The following is a 24,522-nucleotide window of genomic DNA, read 5'->3' as shown; positions in this document are numbered from 1 at the left end:
AAGAGTTCCATAAGAATGCTTTTATTCTTCTTGCCTATTCCGATATTCTTCGACTACTTTATCGAGATGATTGATAAATTTTTCTACTGATGCATCATAACCGTAGCCTTGGGGAGCCAGAGGCGATTCGTTTTGGTCTAAAAAGAAATAAATAGGCTGTGCATTAGAGCCAAAACGAGATATTTGCAAATCGGTATTTTTTTCACCAAGTGTTTCAACATGTTTTCCGAGATGTTTGGAGTAGTACTGTTCTTCAACGGGCAAAACTACTCCCTTGCCATGTACATCCATATATAAAGACGCTATAACAAAATGCTCTTTCAAACGACGCATAACTTCGGGATGACTCCACACTTGTCCTTCCATTTTTCGACAATTGACACAGTTCACACCGGTAAAATCAAGCATCAATGGTTTCTTCACTTTCCGAGCAACTTCCAACGCTTCTTCATAATCGAAATACGTAACCAGCCCATTATTTACAACTACAGCGGGTTCATTATTCTTCATCACCTCTGCAAACTTTTTAGGTCTAGGAAGTACTCCACTTTCAGCGTCTGCGGCACCAGAGACATAAGGAACACTATTTAAAGAATGCCCCGAGGGAATATCATCTGCATTAAAGTCCTGAGTTCCCATGGGTGGCAAGAAAGCACTTACTCCATGCAGCGGAGCACCCCACAAACCGGGAACTAGATATATCGTAAATGACAAAGAAACTATCGCGAAAAATAAACGTGTGATAGATAAATATGGTAATCCGAAATCATTTTTGGGCAATTCGTCATCATGTTTAAACTTGAGCTTTCCCAATAAGTACAAGCTTAACAAAAGGAAAATTGCAATCCAGAGTACTAAAAAGATTTCTCTATCCAGAATGCGCCACCCTTGTGTAAGGTCGGCGTTGGAAAGAAACTTGAGCGCTAAAGCTAGCTCCAGAAAACCTAAAGTTACCTTTACTGAGTTAAGCCACCCCCCTGCTTTTCCCAGTGCGTTTAACTTGCTGGGGAAAAAGGCAAAAAGTGCAAATGGTAAAGCGAGTGCCAGAGAAAAACCGAACATACCCACGAGTGGACCTAACCGGCTACCTTGCGAAGCCAACACCAATAGGTTGCCAATAATAGGACCAGTGCAGGAAAACGACACAATCACCAAAGTAAGAGCCATGAAAAAGATGCCTTTAAAACTTTTAGTGTTGGCATTACTATCAGCAGCCGTACTCCATTTAGCTGGCAATTCAATATCGAAGGCGCCCAGAAAGGAAATACCAAAGACCAGAAATATTAAAAAGAATATCAAATTGGCTAGCCAGTGCGTGGCCAACTTATTAAGTGCATCAGGCCCGAAAATCAGTGTAATTACAAATCCTAGTAAAGTAAAAATAATGATGATGGATAAAGAATACGCAATGGCATTCTGTATTCCTTTGGCCTTCGTGTTGCTTCTTTTGGTGAAGAAGCTTACGGTAACCGGTATCATAGAGTATACACAAGGAGTGATTAATGCTATCAGCCCGCCACCAAAGGAAGCCAGAAAGATCCACCATAACGAATTATCCCTGGGATTAGCGCCCTCTGTGTCAGCAGGGGCTACGCCTATCGTTGGCCCATCTCCAGCATTGGGTTCTATAATTTCACGAAAAACTGCTTCTGCCGACGAGAACGTATCGCCGGATTTATACATATAATTAATTTGCCCCTTTACTACAGCAGTTTCCGAAGCAGGGATATTGAGCTGTTGTACCCATTGTACGGAGTCCTTGACACACCGTACATCGACCGATAAAATAGCATCGTACTCCGTTTCGATAGTGCCTTTCTCTACAATAGCCCCATTTAAAAATGAAAAAACACTGCTATCAAATACTACTTGAGAATATACAGCATCCTCAGGTTTTTGCTGCAACGGGTAAAGGCGGGTATCAGACTGCAATACATGAGCAGTTATCGTGAATTCCACTACTTGATTATTCACTCTTTTGTGCGCGTAAGAAAATCTCACATGCGTCGAATCCTGAGCACTTACACCCCAGCCCACCCATAATGACATCAGGATAATAAGCAATTGCTTCATGTATTTGTAATTTATTCTAATACAATATTTAAACACCTTCCCCGTACTTTTCAGTAATACAAAGCTTTTAGGCACTTAAGATAACAACAATAAGCTATTCAAATTGTTCTTATTGCAATTTCTGAATACAAGCTTGTAAACTGTTGCTCCAATTTGGTATAGGGACATTATATGTTTCTTTAATTTTCGTCTTATCCAATACACTCCATGCCGGTCTTTTTGCCGGTGTAGGATAGGCTACAGTGGGAATAGCTTTTATCTCCGTATCGGCATGTATGAGATCTTTAATAGCCACAGCAAAGTCGTACCAACTAATTTTCCCTTCATTAGAGTAATGATAAATACCCGAACGCCATTTTTTTGAAACAATAATTTGCATAATAGCTTCGGCTAAATCTGCGGCGTAAGTAGGTGTACCATACTGATCACATACTACATTAATATGCGGACGCTCCTGCATTAACCGTATCATAGTCTTCACAAAGTTTTTCCCATATGTGGAATACACCCACGCCGTACGGATAATGATGGCATTTGTATACTGCAACGCCTTTTTCTCTCCTTCCAGCTTAGTAATACCATACACACTGACAGGGCCGGTAGGATCCTCTTCTTTATAAGGAACAGTTCCATTTCCGTCAAACACATAATCTGTAGAAATATGAATCAGTTTAGCTCCATAAGCAGTACAAGCTTTTGCAAGATAGCCGGGCGCTTCGCTATTTAAAGCTTCTACAAGACTACGCTCTGCAGGATCTTCAGCTTTATCTACCGCCGTATAGGCAGCACAGTTAATGCAATATTGCGGCTGATGCTGCTGAAAATAAGATAGAATGGCTGCTTCATCCGTTACGGAAAGGGTTTCACGATCGGTAAATAAAAATTCAAACGCAGGGTACTTGTCTGCAATAGTCTTTATTTCCGATCCCAATTGACCTCTGGCACCTGTAACCAGTATTTTTTTTCTTTCATCCATTCCTTATTCGAAGTTATTGATGCACTCTTTAAAGGAAGGCAGCTCCAAATCTTTTTCTGATACGATAGCCGCGCCTCCGGGTAACCGCCAATCAATAGCTAAATCTACATCATTATAAATAATACCGGCCTCACTCTCTTTATTGTAGAAAGCATCGCATTTATACATTACAAGAGCAGTTTCACTCAATACGGAAAAACCATGGGCAAAACCTTTAGGTATCAACAATTGCTTCTTATTTTCATCAGAGAGCTCAATAGCAAAATGTTTACCATAGGTAGGAGAACTTTTTCGCATATCTACAGCGACATCCAAAATCCGGCCTTGCAATACCCTGACCAGTTTAGCTTGTGCATACGGATTCAACTGATAGTGCAACCCCCGCACTACCCCATATTTTGAAAAAGACTGATTGTCTTGTACAAAATTGTAATGCAGGCCAGCCGCTTCAAATGCCGATTGGTTGTAGGATTCAAAAAAATATCCCCGATAGTCTTCAAAAACTCTGGGTTCAAATATCAACAACCCTTCTATACCTGTTTCCGTAAAAGCCATACTACAAGCTAAAGTAACTTCTGTTAATAATTTTATTTCTATAGATACCCTTTAGGTCGGCAATAACCATCTATCGCCAGCTGGTGCTTCAAAAAATTTCATTATTCAGTATCAAAGACCATTAATCAACTTCAATCCACGAACTACAGCGCTATGGACTTCCCCACATAGCCCAACCCTATAACTGCCAATTTTGTCTGCTTTTCTAATAGGTCTTTATACATTGCTACACAAGTGGCATTACTGATTTACGAACTCCAACACAGAGTGTGTAATATATTGAAGCTGCTCCTCATCCATTTCGGTATGAATGGGAAGAGAAATCACACGCTCTGTAAGCCAGTCTGTAACCGGCATATCCTGTTGCTCGGTTTTAAAATGCGCAAACATTTTTTGTCTATGCCCAGGTACAGGATAATAAATCATAGCAGGGATTTTCTTATCTGCGAGAAAGGCTACTAATCCATCCCTGTCTACATTATTCAGTTTTAAGGTATACTGATGATAAACATGATTTGTAAAAGCAGCCGTAATCGGCGTAATAATTTTTTTATTACCACTAAATGCTTGATCATAATACGCAGCTACCTTTTGCCTTGCTGCATTATAAACATCTAGGTGCTTCAACTTCACATTTAGTATAGCAGCCTGTATACTGTCCAGTCTACTGTTACAGCCTACTACATCATGATAATATCTGCGGCTTTGCCCGTGATTCGCAATCATTTGCATTTTCTCAGCTAGGTCATCGTCGTTGGTACATATTGCACCCCCATCGCCAAAAGCGCCGAGATTTTTACTGGGATAAAATGATGTACAGCCAATATGCCCAATAGTGCCGGTTTTTTTCTTTTCGCCATTGGTAAAAGTTACGGTACAACCGATAGCTTGGGCGTTATCCTCTACTACATACAGTTGATATTTTTCGGCTATCTGCATAATAGCTTCCATATTTGCCGCTTGACCATACAGATGCACTGGTACGATTACTTTTGTATTGGGGGTGATCTTTTTTTCCAGATCGGCAATATCCATGCAAAAGGTATCCTTATCAACTTCCACGAACACCGGTTTCAGTCCCAACAAAGCCACTACCTCAGTTGTAGCAATATAGGTAAAGGACGGCGTGATTACCTCATCCCCGGGTTTTAAGTCTAATGCCATTAAAGCAATCTGCAGTGCATCAGTACCATTGGCACAGGGAATCACATGCTTTACCTGTAAATAAGCCGCCAGATTACTGGCAAATTCTTTAACCGCAGGACCGTTGATATAAGCAGCACTGTCCATCACTTCCAACACCGCTTTATCAACCTCATTCTTAATCTTAAGATACTGGTTGCGTGTATCAACCATTTGTATAGGACGCATCAAATATATTTTAGTTTTAAAGTGAACAAAAATACGGCAATTTATATTGATTGCTTTTACTTTTGCCGAAAGACAAGTATGTGGAGATTGCAATTTATAATACATTCATCTTTCTGTATCAGACAGCCATTCGCATAGCAGCGCTGTTCAATGAAAAAGCCCGCCTATGGGTAAATGGTAGAAAAGATATTTTTACCAAATTGAGTAACGCTTTATCCGGTAATACACACCCCATTTTATGGGTGCACTGCGCTTCTTTGGGGGAGTTTGAGCAGGGCCGTCCTCTTATTGAAAGATTCAAACGAGAGTTTCCGGATTATAAAATCTTGCTGACTTTCTTCTCTCCCTCTGGTTACGAAATCAGAAAAAATTATAATCAGGCCGACTGGGTATTTTATCTGCCTGCCGATACAAAATCCAATGCTCGCACATTTGTACAGTTAGTACAGCCAAAGTTGGCCGTATTTGTTAAATACGAATACTGGTATCATTATCTAAACGAACTCCATAACACATACACTCCTGCGATACTCATATCTGCCATTTTCAGAGAGAATGCCATATTCTTTAAATGGTATGGAGCCTTGCACCGAAAGATGCTACAACTGTTTAGTCACCTGTTTGTGCAAACATACGATAGCGTTGAACGCGTCAAACAATTCGTTTCTTCTGAAAAAATTACGCTTGCAGGCGATACTCGATTTGACCGTGTATATGAGATTGCAGGTAGCTTCGAACCGATTCCGGCTATTGCAGATTTTATTAAAGACAGAAAAGTAATTGTAGCCGGCAGCACCTGGCCTGAGGATGAAATACAGCTGAAAAAACTTATGGATCAGCTTGAGGATGAGATGTTGCTGATAATAGCGCCTCATGAAATCACCGAAACCCATTTACAATTTGTAAACAATACCTTCCCCGGCTGCGTGTTCTACTCGCAGCTCAAGCAAAATCCCCAACTAAATGGCTCCGTACTGATAATCGATAATATTGGCATGCTCTCAAAGCTTTATCATTACAGTACAATAAGCTACATTGGTGGTGGCTTTAATAAATCTGGCATACATAATACATTAGAAGCTGCTGTATATGGCAAACCAGTAGTATTCGGGCCCAATTATCAAAAATTTGCAGAAGCCGTGGGGTTAATCAACTGCGGTGGTGGATTTAGTTATCAAAATGACAACGAACTGATTAAAGTGGTACAATCTTTATTGGGAAATGAGCAAAAATTACAATCAGTCGGTACCGCAGCCGATCAATTTGTGAAAAACAATACCGGCGCCACAGAAAAGATTATTACATGGGTTAGGAGAACCTTCTCCTAACCAGTTGCTCAAATTCTTGGACGGTAGGATTGGAACTCAGCCAGCCGTTTTTAGTCCTCAGCTCTCGGGTAATCCAGTAGTCAGCTTCATTATAAGTGTTAAACCTGTTAATCGTCTGAATACTTCTATCAAACGTACTTTCATCCCCCCGGAAAAGTTCCTTTATATAACGAAGCCGATCCTGAGCATTGATCGCTTTGCGTAAATCTTTAATACTACTTTTTCCCGAGCGTGGTGCTTGCTTGGCTACTCGGGTGGGAGGTTTAGGCTGTCTAGCAAGTGTAGGCAGCTCCTCCATCGTAGGGTCTGCAACAATATTTATCACCGCGCTTCCTTTAGCTCCCTGCTGTGAATGTTTCATCAGTTGCTCTACTTCTTCGTAAGTGGGAATGCCTGCAGGAGGTAGCTCTTCTTCACTGAAGACGTCGGCATCCACATTTAATTCAAAATACTCCTTCTCCTCCTTAACAATGCTAACTTCGGCACTATCAATTGCCTGAGGAACAGCAGGTCCCATCACCGCGATGCGCGATGCCCCAAGCACACTAATCTCTTTCTGACAACCGACGATTTCTTTTTGTAACATTTGAACCGTAGCCAATAACTGCTCCAAGGGAGCCCCCTCTTCAGTCTGTCTCTTGACCTTTTCAACAAGGCTTTTGATTTTTTCCATTCCCATTGTTAATAAATAAAGGATTTAAAGGGAAGTGTGGCTACAAACTCAATGCCATACAGCATATAAATTTATCAAAAAATTTAATACAATTACTAAAAATAGCACACATCCCCGGTTTAAGAACCTGAAAACGCTATCGGGATTTCATACAATCCTATCCAGCGAATGAAAAATTTCTTGTACGTTTGGGCTAAAACTATATACGAACAGAAAACACAATTATTGTTCCGACATCAATAAATAAACAAATATTAACAATGTTTATTGAACCGAATCTAAGTGGTAAAAGAAATGGCTGGATTGAAGTGATCTGTGGCTCCATGTTTAGCGGAAAAACAGAAGAACTTATCCGGAGATTAAAGAGGGTTCAGTTTGCGGGTCTGAAGGTGGAAATATTTAAACCCGCTATCGATACGCGTTACGATGAATCGGATATTGTTTCGCATGATACCAATACCATCCGTTCTACTCCTGTAACTAGCTCTCAGGAAATATTGCTGATGGCACAGGATGCCAATGTGATTGGAATTGATGAAGCTCAATTTTTTGACGATGGTTTGCCCGACGTCTGTGACCAACTCGCCTGCAAAGGACTTAGAATCATTGTGGCTGGCTTGGACATGGATTACGCCGGGAAACCTTTTGGTCAGATGCCTTTCTTGTTGGCAAAAGCGGATTATATAACCAAATTGCATGCTATTTGTGTGAAATGCGGCGCTATAGCACAATACTCGTACCGAAAACTGCCCGATGACGATCAGTTGATGTTGGGAGCCATGGATGTATATGAACCCCGTTGCCGCAAATGCTATTATGAGAAGGAGGACTAAAAGTTCCTAATTTTGAATATTATTAATCAGCAAAATCATACTCAACCCGTTTTGAAAGCCGTTTTCACTTTATTTCGAAAAGACTTGTTGCTGGAAATAAGACAGCAGTACAGCTTTTATGGTATTCTTCTATACATAGCGGCGACTATTTTTGTGCTTTTCATGGCAGTGGAGGAGCCCGAAAAAGAAATATGGAATGGACTTTTTTGGGTAATACAATTATTTATCTGCATTAATGCTGTAGCCAAATCTTTTATGCAGGAAACCAAGGCCCGAATGCTCTATTTCTACACGGTCTCGTCTCCAGTACATTTCGTGGTGGCCAAAATCCTGTTCAATAGTGTACTCATGCTGGCCATGACTACCATTAGTTTAGGGCTTTTCTTTGCATTTATCGGTAATCCCATTCAAAAAATAGGCGCTTTCTTTGGTATTGCGCTATTGGGTGGTTTTAGCCTCAGTATGGTCTTCACCTTTCTGGCGGCCATTGCCGCAAAAGCAAGACAGAATGCAGCCATCATGGCTGTACTCGGCTTTCCCCTGATTATTCCCCAACTTATGCTGTTAATGAAACTTTCGCAAAGTACTTTACGTGCCGATATACCCTTTCACTGGAATGATATCCTTTTACTGATTGCCATGGATTTACTGGTGGGACTGCTGTCGGTCATCCTGTTTCCTTTTCTCTGGAAAGATTAAATTCAAACATAGAAGCTAAAAAGGAGCATAAAATTTTAATCATCCAATTAATCAATTCATAATATGAACTTTCCTCTTACTTTTGCGTTTATCAATCTAAACTGAATTTTTATTATATGAAAAAGGCATGGTGGAAAATTCTATGTGTTATTTTGCTGGTATATGCCATTGTTGGCGGTATGCTGGTAAAAATTCCTAACCTGCCTGTTTTAGGAGAAACCATTCGCAATCTATTCTACCATGTAGGGATGTGGGCAGCCATGTTTGTATTATTCACCTGCTCACTAGTACACTCTATTCGCTACTTGCGAAATTCCAATTTAAAGAATGATATTGCAGCCAGCCAATACGCTTCAGTAGGTATCCTTTTTGGTATATTAGGTTACGCCACCGGCGCTGTATGGGCTAGTTACACCTGGGCCGATCCCAATAATCCCGCGTTCGACTCTTTCAGTGCCGTAGCGAGAGAGCCCAAATTAATAGGTACTGCTATAGCATTGCTGATATATTTTGCGTATTTCATTTTAAGAAGCTCTATTCAGGATATAGACCAGAAAGCTAAAATCAGTGCAGTATATAACATATTTGCATTTGCAATGCTATTCCCAACTATTATGATCGTACCCCGATTACTACCCAGTCTGCATCCCGGACAGGAAGGTAATCCGGCCCTCAACTTCAAAGACGCCAGTCCAGAGCTGCGCATGATTGAATATCCGGCTTTTATCGGATGGACCTTATTAGGTGTATGGATTGCGACACTTAAGATAAGATTGCATTATATCAGAGAAAAACATTTACTTAAATAAACTTTCAATAATGAAACTATTATCCATCCTCTTATTGCTGCTTCCTTCATGGGTGTTTGCACAAACGCAAACCGAACAAAGTTTCATGTACAGCAGTGGAAGAATTTATGTGGTTATTGCCGTTTTACTAATTATTCTTTTAGGGGTTATTTTATACCTCATAAGAATTGAACGCAAACTGAACAGACTGGAAAAGGAAAGCAGCTAACCTTCCTCTACTTCACCGTACCTTACTATTGCATCAAACACACCTAACGGATTGCTTAGAATACTTTAAATATAAATCCTATGTCAAGCATTAATAATTACAGCTTTTTTGCAGCTGTGGAAAAGAGTTTTAACAAGGCAGCTCAATTTACCCACTGGGATAAGGGGTTGTTAGAACAGATCAGTGCCTGCAATGCGGTATACCGTATGCGATTCCCACTAAAAAAAGAAGACGGCACAATAGAAGTAATTGAAGCTTATCGTGTACAACACTCCCACCACAAAACCCCTTGTAAAGGTGGTATTCGCTTTTCTACAGCGGTAAACCAAGACGAAGTGATGGCTCTTGCTGCCTTGATGACTTATAAATGTGCCATTGTAAACGTACCCTTCGGAGGAGCTAAAGGAGGTATTAAAATCGATCCTAAAAAATATACTCCTTACGAACTGGAAAAAATTACCCGCCGTTACACCTCAGAACTGATTAAGAAAAATTTTATCGGCCCAGCCGTAGATGTTCCTGCTCCTGACTACGGAACCGGAGAGCGTGAAATGGCCTGGATTCTTGACACTTATACTGCTATGCATTCGCATGACATTGACGCTGCAGGATGTGTAACAGGTAAACCGGTATCCCAAGGTGGTGTGAGAGGACGTCGAGAAGCCACAGGATTAGGTGTGTTTTACGGAATAAAGGAGGTGTGCTCTATGGAAGACGAAATGGCCAAACGGGGGCTTACACCCGGCGTGGAAGGGAAAAGAGTAGTGATACAAGGATTGGGTAACGTAGGATACCATACCGCAAAATTCTTTCACGAAGCAGGGGCCCTCATTATCGGCGTAGCAGAATATGAAGGAGCTATTTATAAAGCAGATGGTATTGATATCAACGAGCTTGTGAATCACCGCAAGAGTACGGGCTCCATCCTGAACTTCCCCGGTGCCGAGAATCTGGAGAACAAGAAAGCTGCACTGGAGTTGGATTGTGACATTCTCATTCCTGCGGCTTTAGAAAATGTCATCAATGCCGAGAACGCTCCACGCATCCGTGCAAAAATTATCGGAGAAGCGGCCAACGGACCTATCACACCCGAAGCCGACGAAATTCTGCTACAGAAAAACGTACTGATCATTCCCGATATTTATCTGAACGCAGGAGGTGTCACCGTTTCCTATTTCGAATGGCTGAAGAACCTGAGCCACGTGCGCTATGGACGATTAGAAAAAAGGTTTACCGAAAATATGAATGCACGGATACTGGATGAAATGGAAAAACTCACCGGCAAACGCGTTGAAGATGGCAGTCGCTCATTGATAAAACATGGCGCCGATGAAATCGATCTGGTGTACAGTGGTCTGGAAGAAACCATGATTTCAGCTACTCGAGAAATCATGGAACAATGGAAAGCCGACCCTCGCATTCCCGATATGCGCACTGCAGCATATGTAGTAGCTATCAACAAAGTTGCAACTACTTATTCCGAATTAGGCATTTTCCCTTAATAATTTTAGATTTAATCACACCAAAAGAGCCTGTCTCACAAGTTTGAAGCAGGCTCTTTTTTTGTCACCAAGAGAACAGAACAAGATTGTAAATACGCTACTACATTTAAGATTTTTCTTTTAAAACATTCTCATTTTCCCATGTCACAAAATATATCAATATACATATCCCCCTAAATAAAGTTGACCGCTTGGGTTCAATAATCATTAAATAATTCATTGGGGCAATCATAAACCAGACGTTTCTCACTTAAGCAAATTTAGATAAGGCACAATGCTCCTTCACCAACTCAGAATGCAAATTCTAACCCATCGAAAGCCTATAAAAAAAGCCGTCTCAATCTTATGAGACGACTTTAATAGTGAGTGATGTATAATATTGCTTACTTATTTCGGAATGCCCGTCAACTGGCATAATTGCTCATAAGGCATGGCTTTAAATTCACTCTCCGTGTACATTTTGCCGTTTAGCTCAACCGTTTTTTCGCTCAAGCTTAACGAGCTTGCCCAAACTTCTCCGGGAATAAGTACATAACGAAATTGCACACCACCAAACCCGATTGATGCAGAATTATCGTGTGTATAGCGAGTAATCACCAGACCGCCCACTTTCGGTATAAAACTAACGGTGCTGGCTTTCGCGGGGCCGGTTCCTGTACCGGCATCGGAGGTATATGGCAATGGTATGACGGTACTTGCAAATCTCATATACACTTGAATGACTCCACCGTCGATAATCGCTTGCGTTAACCGGGGTACAGTGAAGTGATTGACTTTCACATTGCTCCCGTCAATCAATGAATCCCGCTGTGCCTGCGCAAAACTTAGCCAGTCACTGTAAATAACGTTGGCAGTGCCTGCAGGACCTTGTGGTCCCTGAGGCCCTTGCGGGCCCTGAGGTCCCTGCGCCCCTGCCGGGCCTCGATCGCCTCTGTCGCCCTTGTCTCCTTTCGGACCTTGCATACCCTGAGGTCCTTGAGGTCCTTCGGGGCCAACGGGGCCAGCAGGCCCTTCTTTAGTACATTGTGTTGCCAATGCTGCTAGTGCCACAAGTAGTAATAAACTTATCTTCTTCATAAAAAAATAGATTTTATTATTTAATACTCGAATACTCTTTCCTAAACCATGTAGTTCGTTCGGAGTCAACAATTATTGGATAATTCCTTAGGGTAATTACGATATGTGTATGACCTACCATTTATACCAGCTCCTTGCCTCCTTTTGCAATTCTTTTTCCTTTGTTTCATTGACTGTCTTTTATCTCAACGATATGCATACTTTTTAGTGCAAGTGTAGATCCTATTGTGAATCTCCTAGATGCTATACTGTAATAATACACCAAGGGAACTACCTACATCCCCCTTCAACATCACCTACTCATATACGCTTGAACAATTCGGAACGGCTATGTACAGATCTAGCATTCCCATGTTAACATAGCTTTTCTATTTTAGAAAAGGACAATTTCAAAGAACAACATTTATAACTCATTCTAATATCCATTTTAACTCATCCTCTTCTAGATCTAACGTAATATGGCTTCCAGCGCTCAATTCGCCGGCAATAATCTTTTGAGATAAAGGTCTGCGAATCTGTGACCGTATGGCACCATGCAAAGGACGGGCTCCAAACTCAGGGGTAAAACCCAGTTGAGCAATCTTTGCCTTAGCATCGGCAGTAATCGTTAAGGTAATTTGTTGTCTCTCCAATGCTGTATGCAGGTCCTTTAAGTTAATTTCTAAGATGCGTTCTACCATTTGCTGTGTCATAGGAGCAAAAGGAACAATCTCAGTAAGACGCCCCAAAAATTCTGGACGGAAATAATTTCCCATCACACCTAACAAATGTGTATGATCGGGCACACTACCACTATTGAACGAATCCACCACATACTGGCTGCCAATATTGGAAGTAAATACGATAAGTGCATTGGAAAAATCACCTTCCTTACCCAGCTTATCATGTAATTTACCTTCGTCCAGTATTTGCAGGAAAAGATCGAAAACAGAGGGGTGGGCTTTTTCTATTTCATCAAACAATACCACGGCATAAGGTTGTTGTCTAATTTTATTCACCAACAAACCTCCTTCTTCGTAACCTACATATCCGGGAGGTGCCCCATACAGTAATGCAGCTGAATGTTCTTCCTTAAATTCGCTCATGTCAAAGCGAATAATGTTCGAAGAATCTTGAAACAGAAAATCCGCCAGCGATTTGGCTAACTCTGTTTTACCCGTTCCAGTAGGGCCAAGGAAGAAAAACGAACCGATAGGTTGTCCCGGCTTACCCAATCCTGATCGGGATTCTAGGATCGCATCACTTACTACCTTAATAGCGTGATCCTGTCCTACTACTCTTTGTGATAAAATTTCTTTAATATTTAGCAGTCTTTCCTTTTCCTGAGCTTGGAGTTTTCCTAAAGGAATACCGGTTTTATCAGCTACGATGGAAATTACATCATGCTTATCCAACACAGTACGGTCCTCATTTGTCAAAGGCTGCAATACTTCATATACTTTATCAAGAAAATCAGAAATTTCTTTTACAGACTGCATTTTTTCTGGATCATCGGCAGCTGGAACGGCACTCCATACTACAGGGCTCATTCCTGTTTTAAGCTGGTGATAATGCCATTTGTATTCTGCAAGATCGGCATCAGAAGATTCCTTCAGCTTTTCATAATCAGATTTGCGTAATGCAAGTGTTGTAGCACCGGTATCTGATACTAATCGTAATGCTGCCATAGATCGGTCCATCAGATCGATAGCGGCATCGGGTAAGCGACGATCTTTAATATATCTTTTTGCCAAGCGGATTGCTTCTTGCATGGTTTCGTCCGGCACCGATATTTTGTGATGTTGCTCATATAAGGGCATCACCATTTTCATCATTCTGAATGCCACAGCTGGAGTAGGTTCATCAACATCTAGCATCTCAAAGCGACGTGCAAAAGCTTCATCACGTTCGATATGCTTCCGGTACTCATCAATAGTAGTAGCTCCGATGATGGTAATGGCTCCTCGCGCTAGTTCGGGCTTTAATAAATTAGCAGCACCGGCAAACGGACCACTTTTATCCAGCAATACATGAATCTCATCTATAAATAAAATTGCTTTCTCAAACTTTTTAATCTCGGTTATTACCGATTTTAACCTTTCCTCTGTTTCTCCTTTATAAGAAGCTCCAGCAGCCATAGCCCCATTATTGAGTTCAAACACTCTGGCATTTTTCAGGATTGCGGGAACTTTTTCATCGGCAATGGCAAGAGCAAAACCATCCACAAGTGCCGTTTTCCCTACACCAGGCTCCCCTACTAAAATCACATTGGGTTTACTGCGACGGCATAAAATCTCTGCCATCATCCGCACTTCCTGATCGCGGCCGATGATAGGATCTAGTTTCCCTTCTAATGCGAGTAAAGTTTTATCAATACAGTATTTCTGCAACGCATTGTTTGCCGGAAGGGGACCTCGCTGTTCCGAAGCTCCTACTTGAATATCGCGCAACAGTTGATCTACATCGCTTCCTACCTGAGCCAGCCCGATAAGATCATCACGCTTTAAAGGAAAAGTCTTCAGCTGATCGAAGGAAAAAGCTACGCCCGGGGTGCTCAATGAGGCCAATACATAAAGAGGCTGAATCTCGTCGCTCTGAAGTTTTAGCCGAATATTATCTGCATCATCAAGAATAGCAGTAACGTCATCAGCCGGCGGGATCTCATCCTTTGGTGCAGTGCTTTTAGGTAAATTCTCGATACGTACATCAGCCCATTCGGCAAGATAATACATATCGATATCGGCTTTCATCAGCCATGCATCTAGCTCCACATCGTCGTGAAGTAATGCTCTTAACAAATGTGGAGCTGCATAGCGTGGATGCATATTTTCCTTGGCAATAGCCTTGGCTATGTTAATTGCCTTTTGAAGCGTCGGGGATAATTGCATAAATTAATAGTCAGGGATAAAACAACAGAAAACAGAAGCCTATTTCACCTATACAGTAAGGTAAAAAATGAACAATAGCTGACCAACAGTTAGAACATTGTTCAATAACTGATCAATATAACCTATAAGCTTCTTTTCCTACAGGTTAGCGTAGCATCCGACTCAGCCTGTACAAGCCTCATCATCATGCACATAATGAGAGTTAAAACAAACTTGCATGAAGCAAGTTATTATCAACACCTACACAGCCCACTCATTAACATGGCTGGCATTCCCCATGCTGATTTCTCTAGCACTGATAGTAAATGTTTCGATGATAGGATTTTCGCCCGTAGCATTAAAATGCTCATGATAAGATACGAGATAGCCTTCCTTAAAAGACAGCTCCTTCATTGTAGCGTCAGAGTCTCTTTTGGTAAAAGTAATTTTACCATCTTTTCTTTCAAAATTATTACACATCCATTCAAAGAATTTGGTGTCGCCGGTTGACTCTACCGTAATAGTAATCTGCCCGCCTCTGGTAATGGATGAAGGACGTCCGGTAGCATCGGTTTCTTGCTTCATTGCATAACTAAGGTCAAGGATATTGTGTTTGGTTCCTGCTACTTCTAATTGTGCTTTAAATGACATAACTGGAGTATTTTAGTTTATTAGTGAATAAATAGATTTTACTAAAAGTTTAAATAGACGGAATCTTTAATCTTGTTCGTAACTGGAAGCCCATGCCACACCATCAGCGTCATCACCTTTCTGCCCATCCAGTTTAATAAGAAATGTTTTGGCAGGGAAATACGGTTTCAGATGTATATCCAGAAATACTCTATCCTTTTGCAGGGGATCCTGCTCAAACCTTTTAATAGTGAAGTTTTCAATAAGTTTATTCGGGCCTGTAATGCTATCCAGGAATTTTACTATCTGGCTATTCAACTCTTTACGGGTATTGGCATTAAAGTTTTCGAAAGCTCTTCTGTTGAGAAAATCCATCATTACTTTTGCTACATAATCAAATACACGTACTACCGAATAGGTTTGCAGGCCTATATTGTCGCCATTAAACAAAGTCTTTGCAGAAAATGCCATCACCTTTCCGTATTCTTTTGCCATAGGCACCAACCCTAATTTTTCCAGACTGGCGATTTCACTTTTCTTTAGATCGAACCGTACGCCGTCTACCTCGTTCATAGACCCGTGCTTCTTTCCGGCCGTTACCTGCGACATCAGTGTGTAATAAATCTTTCCTCCCAATGCTGAAGAAGGGGGCACATATAAATCCTCTTCCTCCCCTACCTGTGTATCCTTTTCACGGCCTACCAGCCAGTTACAAGTCATTACTACATTGGAGCGATAGATATCACCTCCTGTAAGATTTGCTGCTTCGAATAATTCCATCACATCGTCAGGTGTGTCCAAATTTTCAAAATCGGTCACCATCATCACTTTATTCTCATGAGCAATCTTTGCCCACTTCTCTACAACTTTATTTGAGCCCAGATAACCCGGTATAATCAAAATGCCATAATTATTACGGAGATCAAGTCTATCAAAATTGTTAACCAACTCTTCCCTTACAGAATCAATAAAACGCGTATTGTCCAAGTCTTTAAGCTGATCCAACTCAGCGTTCATAAAGGACACATTCTTCACCTTTGAACTTTCAGTATTCTTAAAGAACAATCCTACAGAACGATAGGAACGCTCCAAATCGGCAGTGCGCTCCAACGCTTTTTTAACATTCGTCTTAAGCGTTCTATCGGCCTGCTCTGCAAGCTGATTGCAATGCTCCACCATCTCTCCTACATCATCTGTCGACTGCAGAATACCAATCCACCAGTTGAGCGTATTTTTCAGTTCTTCTCTTTCCCGCTTTTTACTATTTTCTTCTAGAAAGATTTTCTTTCTTGCCTTTCTTTCGGGATTGAGGTTCTGCACATTATCAATTGCGGATTCCAACAAATCGTACCCACCTAGTTTAGCAAGTGGTTGCAAATAGGAATCCAGAGTACCCAACTCCGCTGCCGCAGGTTCGCGGTACTCTTTCTGCATATTTTGCTCTTCGGGAGAAAGTTGATTTTGAGTTGTAGACATAACGGTATGATTAGTTTTTGAATAATTATTTTGATTTGCCTTCAAGTTCCTGCACCAGTACTTTTAATGCTGACACAAGATTATCTTTCATGCTTTTATCGGACAAGGCTTGTCTTAACAGCTTATTAGTCTTAAGCTGCTTAACTATTTTCTCATATTGCGTACGCTTCATATCTAACTCACTTAAATATTGACTTTGGCGGATAATACCCTTGGAGCCAAAATCATCAAGACCTTTGAAATGAAGCTCTTCCTGCATTGAAGCTCCGTCATCAGTTTCAAACTCCATTTCCACCGAAGGATTGTAATGTTCAAATACAGCCTCAATCGTTGTAAGCCCGTGAACAATTTCGGGGCGTACAGGCGGCAGATCGGTTAATTTTTCAACCATTAATACGCGATTCTGAGGAATGTCAGCAAAGGCTTCAGAAGCATCGTTTTTTACTTCGGTTCCGCCAATTCCGTAGGGTTCAATAGGCATAATATTAATTTTTACAAGGTTAAAAGTGCATTAATTGTAGTTGCTTTTTCTCGGTTACCACTTGCACAGCAATCACTTTAGATTTACAAGTAAAATTACCTAGCTTTTCAATTTGAGAGGATAACTAAAATGAGTGATGCTCGACAACAGGCATCAAGCGCTTTAAAACATCGTCTGAAGTGCTTTATAGGAAAGGGTTTCAATAAAAAGAAATCCGATAACAAGTATGGGAATACTTATTATCGGATTGATATTTTGGAAAACTAATTGTAACTGAAATCAGTTATAACATCTTATACTGCACGCTCTATCCTTGTATAAATACGCCTTCCTTATCACTATTTTCGACCCAGCGTACTAATACTTTTTGATTTTCGAAACTGTCAATCGACTTACCTACATAATCCGCCTGTATTGGAAATTCTCGGCTGAATCTTCTATCAATTAATACACAAAGTTCCACTTTTGCAGGACGGCCAAAATCCAATAGGGCGTCTAACGCAGCCCGAATGGTGCGCCCTGTGTACAACACATCGTCAATCAGGATTACTGTTTTATCCTGTATACTAAAAGGAATATCTGTTGTGTTGGCTTTATGCAATGCATTGCGAACATCATCTCTATAAAAAGTTATGTCTAACTTACCATACTGCAATTTCGCATCCTTTTCCGATTGCAAGATCTCCTTATAGATTCTATCGGAAAGATATATACCCCGAGGCTGCAAACCAATGATTACAACATTCGATGCATCAGCATGATTTTCTATAATCTGCTGTGCCAGTCTTTTAATGGTAATTGCAATATGTTCTTTATTTAATATCGACTTCACTTTGTATCTCCTTTAAAATGAAAATCGGAAGATAAATCTTTTCACACACTTTTCATAGAGCATTACAACTTCCTTTCAGAAGAGTAACCAAGCTACTCCTCTGAAAGAAAAGGATATCTGTAATCAGTTGGCGGATTAAAGGTTTCCTTAATAGTTCTTGCACTTAACCAGCGATAAAGATTCAGCATAGAACCTGCCTTATCGTTGGTTCCCGATGCACGGCCTCCACCAAAGGGTTGCTGTCCTACTACGGCACCGGTAGGTTTATCATTGATATAAAAGTTTCCGGCTGCGTTGGAAAGCTTTTGGGTTGCCAGTTCTACCGCATAACGGTCGGTTGCAATAATAGAACCGGTAAGTGCATAAGGTGAGGTTTGATTAACCAGCTCCAGAGTTTTTTCAAATTGGTTGGCAGGATAAACATATAATGTAAGTACCGGCCCAAAAATCTCCTCACACATAGTTACATACTGAGGATTTTTGGTTTCGATAATAGTAGGGCTGATAAAATATCCTTCTTTTTTATCATAATCGCCGCCCACCAATATAGTCGCATCCTTATCCTTTTTCGCTCTGTCTATATATCCTTTAATTTTATCAAAACTTTTCTCATCAATCACCGCATTGATAAAATTGCTAAAATCTTCCACAGTTCCCATTTTGAAACTACGCACGCCATCTACAAGCTTCTTTTTTACTTCTTTTGCGATATTGGAAGGAATATAGGCACGTGAGGCTGCAGAACATTTTTGTCCCTGATATTCAAAAGCTCCACGCAACAATGCTGTTACTAACACATCAGGATCTGCACTCTTGTGTGCAATCACAAAATCCTTACCACCGGTTTCACCTACAATACGGGGATAACTTTTGTATTTACCAATATTTCTGCCGATGGTTTCCCACATGGTATTAAATACACAGGTAGAGCCGGTAAAATGGACACCGGCAAAGTCTTTATGATTAAAGCATACATCTCCCAACTCGGGACCATCTACATAAATGAGATTAATTACACCATCGGGCAAACCAGCTTCTTTCAAAATGCGCATAAACATCTGGGCGGAGTATACTTGTGTATCGGCAGGTTTCCACACCACCACGTTGCCACACATAGCAGCCGAAGTAGGGAGATTGCCTCCAATTGCGGTAAAATTAAACGGCGTTACAGCTAATACAAACCCTTCCAGCGGACGATACTCAACTCTATTATGCATACCCGGACTGCTAATGGGCTGTTGCTTATAGATTTCACTTAAGTAATGCACATTGAAGCGGAGGAAATCTATAATTTCACAAGCACTGTCTATTTCTGCTTGATATGCATTTTTGCTCTGGCCCAACATAGTCGCACCGTTCATGTGAAAACGATACTTGGTAGCGATAAGGTCGGCTGCTTTCAAAAATATATTGGCGCGATTTTCCCAACTCATAGCGGCCCACTGCTCTTTTGCTGCCAAAGCCGCATCTATTGCTTGTTGCACATGTTTTTTATCGCCTCTGGAAAAATATCCCAATATAAAATTTCTTTCGTGAGGAGGATGTATAGGCACTCTATTCTTTGTATACACTTTCTCAGCTCCTATATACATAGGAATTTCAATCTGCTCGCTTTTCAATTGGGCTAGCGTTGCTTTCAATTGTTCTCTTTCTTTAGAACCCGGAGCATAGTTGAGTACGGGCTCATTGGCTGGTAACGGATATGAAAATGTTCCCTGGTACATATATACTTTTTATATGAATGGTTTACAATAGCTGTAACAAAGGTAAGCCGCTTTCGCGGCCTACAAAAAGATCTCCCATGGTTTTCAGTCCCTTTGAGCAAAGGTGAGCACAATACTACATCTATCGATTTGCCTACTCGTCACTTTTACTGGCCATGAGATAAGCCTTTATGAAGCCATCCAGATCGCCATCCATAACGGCCTGTACATTACCTACTTCATAATCGGTACGATGGTCTTTAATCATTTTGTAAGGATGGAATACATAGCTGCGGATCTGACTACCCCATTCTATCTTCTTTTTATTGGCGTTGGCGGCGTTTTTCAATTCTTCACGCTTACGTAACTCTTCTTCATATAAGCGGCTTTTCAGCATTTGCATGGCTTTTTCACGGTTGCCTAGCTGCGTGCGCTCGGTCTGACAAACTACTACGATTCCTGTGGGTATGTGCGTCAGCATCACTTTAGTTTCTACTTTGTTTACGTTTTGTCCACCAGCGCCTCCACTGCGGGCAGTTTCCATCTTTACATCACTATCTTTTATTTCTATCTCGATAGAATCATCCACTAGTGGGTACACAAATACCGAAGCAAACGAAGTGTGTCTCCTAGCATTACTATCAAAAGGAGAAATACGCACCAGACGATGCACGCCTGACTCAGCCTTTAAGAATCCATATGCAAAGGGGCCATCAAATTGTAGCGTAGCGGTTTTAATGCCGGCACCGTCACCCCACTGCCAATCTAGCTCCGTAACCTTCCAGCCTTGCTTTTCGCCATACATACGATACATACGAGCCAGCATTTCAGCCCAGTCCTGACTCTCGGTTCCGCCTGCTCCGGAATTAATTTGTAATATAGCTGGAAGTTCATCCTCCGGCTCGTTCAGCGTGCTTTTGAATTCTACCTCATCCAATGTCTCCAATGCCTGATCATAAGCCTGCTGGGTTTCCTCTTCCGTAGCATCTCCACTTTTCCAGAATTCAAATAGTACGGCAAAATCCTCTACCGCCGTTTCAGCACGACGGTACAAGTCAACCCAATATTCGTTTATTTTTAACGACTTAAGTATCTCGGTTGCTCTCTTGTTATCGTCCCAGAAACCAGGGCTTAGCGATAACTGCTTATCCTGTTGAATTTTTTGTTCGCGGTTATCGACGTCAAAGAAACCTCCTTATCCCGAGAATGCGGGACCGCATATCCTGTAACTTTTCCTGTGTCATGCTGCAAATATATAATGGATAAGTCTTTGTTCCACGCTACCGATTTACTTTCTTAACAATGCGCCAAACATGGTGTCGGCCTTTATCTCATACCCTTTAAAAACTTGCTGCTGAATGGCCTGCACCCCTTGCTCCTGAAGATAATGTACTTGATCTTCATTTTCCTGACGGAATACCGAACAGGTTATATACAGCAAATAGCCCCCCGGTTTTAGATATTTTATCACATTTGAGAGGATGGCACGTTGTAATGCAGCATAATCACCAATCTTATCTTCACTAAAAAATAATAACTGCTCAGGTGTTCGCGCCCAGGTACCGCTTCCACTACAGGGCACATCGGCTATTATCAAATCAAAAAGATGATCGGGGCGAGCCTTAGTGGCATCTGTAACAAAGGATTTATAGCGCTTAATACCCGCTTCTTCAAATCGCCGTCTCAAATTGCTAATAATCGAGGGTCTAAGATCAGATACAGTAAGTTCGATATCTGATAGAATATCTTTTGCCAAAATAGATTTACCTCCACTGGCAGCACAACAATCCCATACTTTTATTTTAGCATCCTTTGCAGCCTGTTCCTTATAAAGCTTCAATAAAGTTCCTACATTCTGCGAATTCAGGTCCTGTATAACGGCCTCTCTATTGATGGCAATAACCGATTCCGCCTTAAAACTATTAGGCAGCCGCACCGAATTCCCTTCTACAGTAAAATTTACGGCAGATAATTGTAGTTTATTAATGACTGCATTTTCGTTCCCAGGCCGAATACGTAAAAACAGATCCGGCTGTACTAAATGGGATTGTTCAAATGCAGCTTGGTCAATATGCTCACTTAAAGGAGCATCATAATTAAAAATCTTTTGGGGCTTATCCTGGGGTAGCGCAGCTCCCTTTAAAACAGCTACATGTGTGGGATCGAGTTTAAATCCGGTGCACTCGAGACCTTTCAGTATTTTCTGATGCACACTGCACTGAGGATAAGATCTTCCTAACCGAAAATAACTGTAACAAAACTGTGTAATATACTTACGGTCTCTACTGCCGAACTTTTTGTTTCTGGAAAAATAGTCTTTGATAAAATGTGCAAAAGGGATGCTGCCATCATATGACTGTATGATGGCCGATGCCGTATTCACATAAGAATAGAAATGATTGAGCTTTAAATTTTGCATCCTCCCATTATTAAAAAAGCTGCTTAAGAGCATGAAACGCTCTTAAGACAGCTTCTTATTTTCTTAAAATTATCTACGCTTAGATTTCCAATAAAGTTTTTATCGGGTCTTTCTGAATCAAGAGTAATGCAGGATTTTCCAGCAACTCTTTTACACGCACCAAGAAGCTCACCGACTCTCGACCATCCACAATACGATGGTCATAACTCAATGCAACATACATCATCGGCCTGATTACCACCTGACCGTTTATTGCCACCGGGCGCTCCTGTATTTTATGCATACCTAAGATAGCACTCTGAGGCATATTGATAATGGGGGTACTGAGTAATGAACCAAATACACCGCCATTGGTGATTGTAAACGTACCTCCAGTAAGATCTTCAGCTGTAAGCTTGCTATCGCGAGCTTTGGCCGCCAGTTCTAACACTTTTCTTTCAATTTCGGCTAAACTCAGGCTTTCTACATTTCTGATTACCGGTACGGTTAATCCTCGAGGAGTACTTACTGCTATGCTGATATCTACATAATCGTGATAAATAATATTGTCTCCATCGATATACGCATTGATGCTGGGCCACTCAGAGAGGGCAATAGCGCAAGCTTTGGAGAAGAAACTCATGAAGCCCAGATTCACACCGTGTACTTCCTTAAACTTATCCTTATACTGTTTGCGTATATCCATAATCGGCTGCATGTCCACTTCGTTAAAAGTGGTCAGCATTGCCGTAGTATTTTTAGCTTCTACCAGACGGCGGCTGATGGTTCTGCGCAGATTAGACATTCTTTCCGCACGCTCATTACGACTGAACAACTCAGCACCATCAAAAGCTTTGCGCCCTGCATTGGCAATAGCAGCCAACACATCTTCTTTTACAATTCTTCCCGAAAATCCAGAAGGCTTTATCGATTTGGGATCAACTTTTTTATCGGCTATAATAGCAGAAGCCACAGGCGTAGCTTTAACATCGGGCTTTTTGATGGCGGTATCGGTCTCAACTTTTGTTTCCGGCTTAGCTGCCGCTGGAGCAGGCTGTGCCGGTTTGGCTGCTGCAGGTTTTCCTGTGGTTTCTTTAATCACGGCGATAACATCGCCAATTTTCAAAGTATCGCCTTCAGCTACCGAGGTTTCGAGTAATCCCGCAATTTCAGCATTTACTTCGAATGTGGCCTTCTCACTCTCCAGTTCTGCTACTACTTCATCGCGCTCTACATAATCACCAGACTGTTTCACCCATCTCAGAAGGGTTACTTCGCTGATGGATTCACCCACTGTAGGTATCTTTAATTCGACCTGTTTGCCGGTAACTTGCAAGGACGCTGCTGGTATTTCTTCAGGAGCTACAGTTTTTGCTTCAGTGGCTTTTTCTTCAACAGGTGCAGGTGCTGATGCAGGCTTGGCTGCTGAATCATCTATTGAGGCAATTACCGATCCGATATTGATGGAGTCCCCTTCAGCAACTAAGGTTGTCAACACACCTGCTTTTTCCGCATTTACCTCAAAAGTGGCTTTCTCACTCTCTAGTTCAGCTATTACCTCATCACGCTCCACATAATCACCTGTTTTTTTCACCCATCGCAATAAAGTTACTTCACTTATCGACTCGCCAACCGTAGGCACTTTTATTTCAACAGCCATAAATAATACTTTTTGTAATAGTTCGGCAAATTACGTAAAAATGACAATACCGAAAGTAACAAATGAGCGCCAATTTTTACATGTCCAACCACCAGTATAGTCCCGAGATAAGCTTTTACAAGTTTTCCTCTGAGCCTTGGAGTTATACTTGCTTGGTTACCCCCTGCTATCTGCTATGCGTTTGTATCACTAACAATATTCGTATACTAAGGTTCTTTACCAGCCACTAATTATACTTTTAAAGGTCCTAATCCCTCAAGAATTCCACCTTAGTCTTTAAGGATGCAACAATTTTGATTTAATAACTCTTTCGCATATACGCCCACACATCATACCTCTTTCCATAGGTACCGATAGCACCTTTCTAGCACCCAAGAACTATCTGCACTTAT

The 24,522-nt window shown here is 41.3% G+C and carries 21 protein-coding genes; 6 read left to right on the top strand and 15 right to left on the bottom strand.

All coding sequences use genetic code 11. The features are described from left to right. Positions 1-21: 21 nt before the first annotated feature. The 4 genes from PIECOFPK_RS06545 to PIECOFPK_RS06530 form a co-directional block, all read right to left on the bottom strand. A complete protein-coding gene (locus tag PIECOFPK_RS06545) occupies positions 22-2,073 on the bottom strand; it encodes a protein-disulfide reductase DsbD family protein (protein ID WP_409966774.1) in 2,052 nt (683 codons plus the stop codon). A gap of 109 nt (positions 2,074-2,182) precedes the next feature. Further along, positions 2,183-3,049 carry a dTDP-4-dehydrorhamnose reductase gene (gene rfbD / locus PIECOFPK_RS06540; protein ID WP_409966773.1) on the bottom strand — a complete coding sequence of 289 codons (867 nt, stop codon included), beginning with the start codon at positions 3,047-3,049 and terminating at the stop codon, positions 2,183-2,185. A 3-nt stretch (positions 3,050-3,052) separates the two neighbouring features. Continuing rightward, on the bottom strand, positions 3,053-3,604 hold the full coding sequence (rfbC, locus tag PIECOFPK_RS06535) for a dTDP-4-dehydrorhamnose 3,5-epimerase (protein WP_330974494.1): 552 nt from the start codon (positions 3,602-3,604) through the stop codon (positions 3,053-3,055). A 240-nt stretch (positions 3,605-3,844) separates the two neighbouring features. Further along, positions 3,845-4,975: a DegT/DnrJ/EryC1/StrS family aminotransferase gene (locus PIECOFPK_RS06530; RefSeq protein WP_409966772.1), complete on the bottom strand. Its 1,131-nt coding sequence runs from the start codon at positions 4,973-4,975 to the stop codon at positions 3,845-3,847. A gap of 80 nt (positions 4,976-5,055) precedes the next feature. On the opposite strand from PIECOFPK_RS06530, the gene PIECOFPK_RS06525 reads away from it, so the two are divergent. After that, positions 5,056-6,303 (top strand): 3-deoxy-D-manno-octulosonic acid transferase, encoded by a 1,248-nt coding sequence (locus tag PIECOFPK_RS06525; RefSeq protein WP_330974496.1) that lies wholly within the window; start codon positions 5,056-5,058, stop codon positions 6,301-6,303. Here the strand turns inward: PIECOFPK_RS06525 and PIECOFPK_RS06520 are convergent. After that, on the bottom strand, positions 6,284-6,976 hold the full coding sequence (locus PIECOFPK_RS06520) for a hypothetical protein (protein WP_330974497.1): 693 nt from the start codon (positions 6,974-6,976) through the stop codon (positions 6,284-6,286). The genes PIECOFPK_RS06525 and PIECOFPK_RS06520 overlap by 20 nt on opposite strands. A gap of 260 nt (positions 6,977-7,236) precedes the next feature. On the opposite strand from PIECOFPK_RS06520, the gene PIECOFPK_RS06515 reads away from it, so the two are divergent. The 5 genes from PIECOFPK_RS06515 (at position 7,237) to PIECOFPK_RS06495 (ending at position 11,027) form a co-directional block, all read left to right on the top strand. After that, positions 7,237-7,809: a thymidine kinase gene (locus PIECOFPK_RS06515; RefSeq protein WP_330974498.1), complete on the top strand. Its 573-nt coding sequence runs from the start codon at positions 7,237-7,239 to the stop codon at positions 7,807-7,809. A 12-nt stretch (positions 7,810-7,821) separates the two neighbouring features. After that, positions 7,822-8,508 (top strand): heme exporter protein CcmB, encoded by a 687-nt coding sequence (locus tag PIECOFPK_RS06510; protein ID WP_330974499.1) that lies wholly within the window; start codon positions 7,822-7,824, stop codon positions 8,506-8,508. A 116-nt stretch (positions 8,509-8,624) separates the two neighbouring features. Beyond that, entirely contained in the window at positions 8,625-9,317 is a 693-nt protein-coding gene (locus PIECOFPK_RS06505; protein WP_330974500.1) for an ABC transporter permease, read from the top strand. A 10-nt stretch (positions 9,318-9,327) separates the two neighbouring features. After that, positions 9,328-9,525, top strand: coding sequence for a CcmD family protein (locus PIECOFPK_RS06500; RefSeq protein ID WP_330974501.1), 198 nt, complete (start codon positions 9,328-9,330; stop codon positions 9,523-9,525). Positions 9,526-9,605: 80 nt separating this feature from the next. Continuing rightward, positions 9,606-11,027: a Glu/Leu/Phe/Val family dehydrogenase gene (locus tag PIECOFPK_RS06495; RefSeq protein WP_409966771.1), complete on the top strand. Its 1,422-nt coding sequence runs from the start codon at positions 9,606-9,608 to the stop codon at positions 11,025-11,027. A gap of 387 nt (positions 11,028-11,414) precedes the next feature. On the opposite strand, the gene PIECOFPK_RS06490 is transcribed toward PIECOFPK_RS06495, so the two are convergent. From PIECOFPK_RS06490 to odhB, 10 genes are all read right to left on the bottom strand, one after another. After that, positions 11,415-12,104 carry a hypothetical protein gene (locus tag PIECOFPK_RS06490; protein WP_409966770.1) on the bottom strand — a complete coding sequence of 230 codons (690 nt, stop codon included), beginning with the start codon at positions 12,102-12,104 and terminating at the stop codon, positions 11,415-11,417. Between the two features lie 410 nt (positions 12,105-12,514). Continuing rightward, positions 12,515-14,971 carry an ATP-dependent Clp protease ATP-binding subunit gene (locus PIECOFPK_RS06485; RefSeq protein WP_409966769.1) on the bottom strand — a complete coding sequence of 819 codons (2,457 nt, stop codon included), beginning with the start codon at positions 14,969-14,971 and terminating at the stop codon, positions 12,515-12,517. 240 nt (positions 14,972-15,211) lie between these two features. Further along, positions 15,212-15,601 (bottom strand): type VI secretion system tube protein TssD, encoded by a 390-nt coding sequence (gene tssD / locus PIECOFPK_RS06480; RefSeq protein ID WP_330974505.1) that lies wholly within the window; start codon positions 15,599-15,601, stop codon positions 15,212-15,214. 66 nt (positions 15,602-15,667) lie between these two features. Next, positions 15,668-17,056, bottom strand: a complete 1,389-nt coding sequence (locus PIECOFPK_RS06475; protein ID WP_330974506.1) for a DUF5458 family protein — start codon at positions 17,054-17,056, stop codon at positions 15,668-15,670. Positions 17,057-17,081: 25 nt separating this feature from the next. Continuing rightward, on the bottom strand, positions 17,082-17,537 hold the full coding sequence (locus PIECOFPK_RS06470) for a type VI secretion system contractile sheath small subunit (RefSeq protein WP_409966768.1): 456 nt from the start codon (positions 17,535-17,537) through the stop codon (positions 17,082-17,084). Positions 17,538-17,844: 307 nt separating this feature from the next. Further along, positions 17,845-18,369 carry a bifunctional pyr operon transcriptional regulator/uracil phosphoribosyltransferase PyrR gene (gene pyrR / locus PIECOFPK_RS06465; RefSeq protein WP_330974508.1) on the bottom strand — a complete coding sequence of 175 codons (525 nt, stop codon included), beginning with the start codon at positions 18,367-18,369 and terminating at the stop codon, positions 17,845-17,847. A 92-nt stretch (positions 18,370-18,461) separates the two neighbouring features. Continuing rightward, positions 18,462-20,093 (bottom strand): L-glutamate gamma-semialdehyde dehydrogenase, encoded by a 1,632-nt coding sequence (gene pruA, locus PIECOFPK_RS06460; protein ID WP_409966767.1) that lies wholly within the window; start codon positions 20,091-20,093, stop codon positions 18,462-18,464. A gap of 133 nt (positions 20,094-20,226) precedes the next feature. Beyond that, positions 20,227-21,316, bottom strand: a protein-coding gene (prfB, locus tag PIECOFPK_RS06455; RefSeq protein WP_330974510.1) for a peptide chain release factor 2 whose coding sequence is annotated in 2 segments (ribosomal slippage) — positions 20,227-21,267 and positions 21,269-21,316 — 1,089 coding nt in all. Because the reading frame shifts where the segments join, the coding sequence is not laid out codon by codon here. 44 nt (positions 21,317-21,360) lie between these two features. Further along, positions 21,361-22,491 carry a methyltransferase domain-containing protein gene (locus tag PIECOFPK_RS06450; protein ID WP_409966766.1) on the bottom strand — a complete coding sequence of 377 codons (1,131 nt, stop codon included), beginning with the start codon at positions 22,489-22,491 and terminating at the stop codon, positions 21,361-21,363. 79 nt (positions 22,492-22,570) lie between these two features. After that, positions 22,571-24,130 carry a 2-oxoglutarate dehydrogenase complex dihydrolipoyllysine-residue succinyltransferase gene (gene odhB / locus PIECOFPK_RS06445; protein WP_409966765.1) on the bottom strand — a complete coding sequence of 520 codons (1,560 nt, stop codon included), beginning with the start codon at positions 24,128-24,130 and terminating at the stop codon, positions 22,571-22,573. Positions 24,131-24,522 lie beyond the last annotated feature (392 nt).

Source organism: Chitinophagaceae bacterium C216 (genome assembly GCA_028485475.2).
Lineage (GTDB): Bacteria > Bacteroidota > Bacteroidia > Chitinophagales > Chitinophagaceae > Niabella > Niabella composti.
The sequence above is the reverse complement of the archived record's forward strand: the minus strand, read 5'-3'. Positions and strand labels throughout refer to the sequence as shown.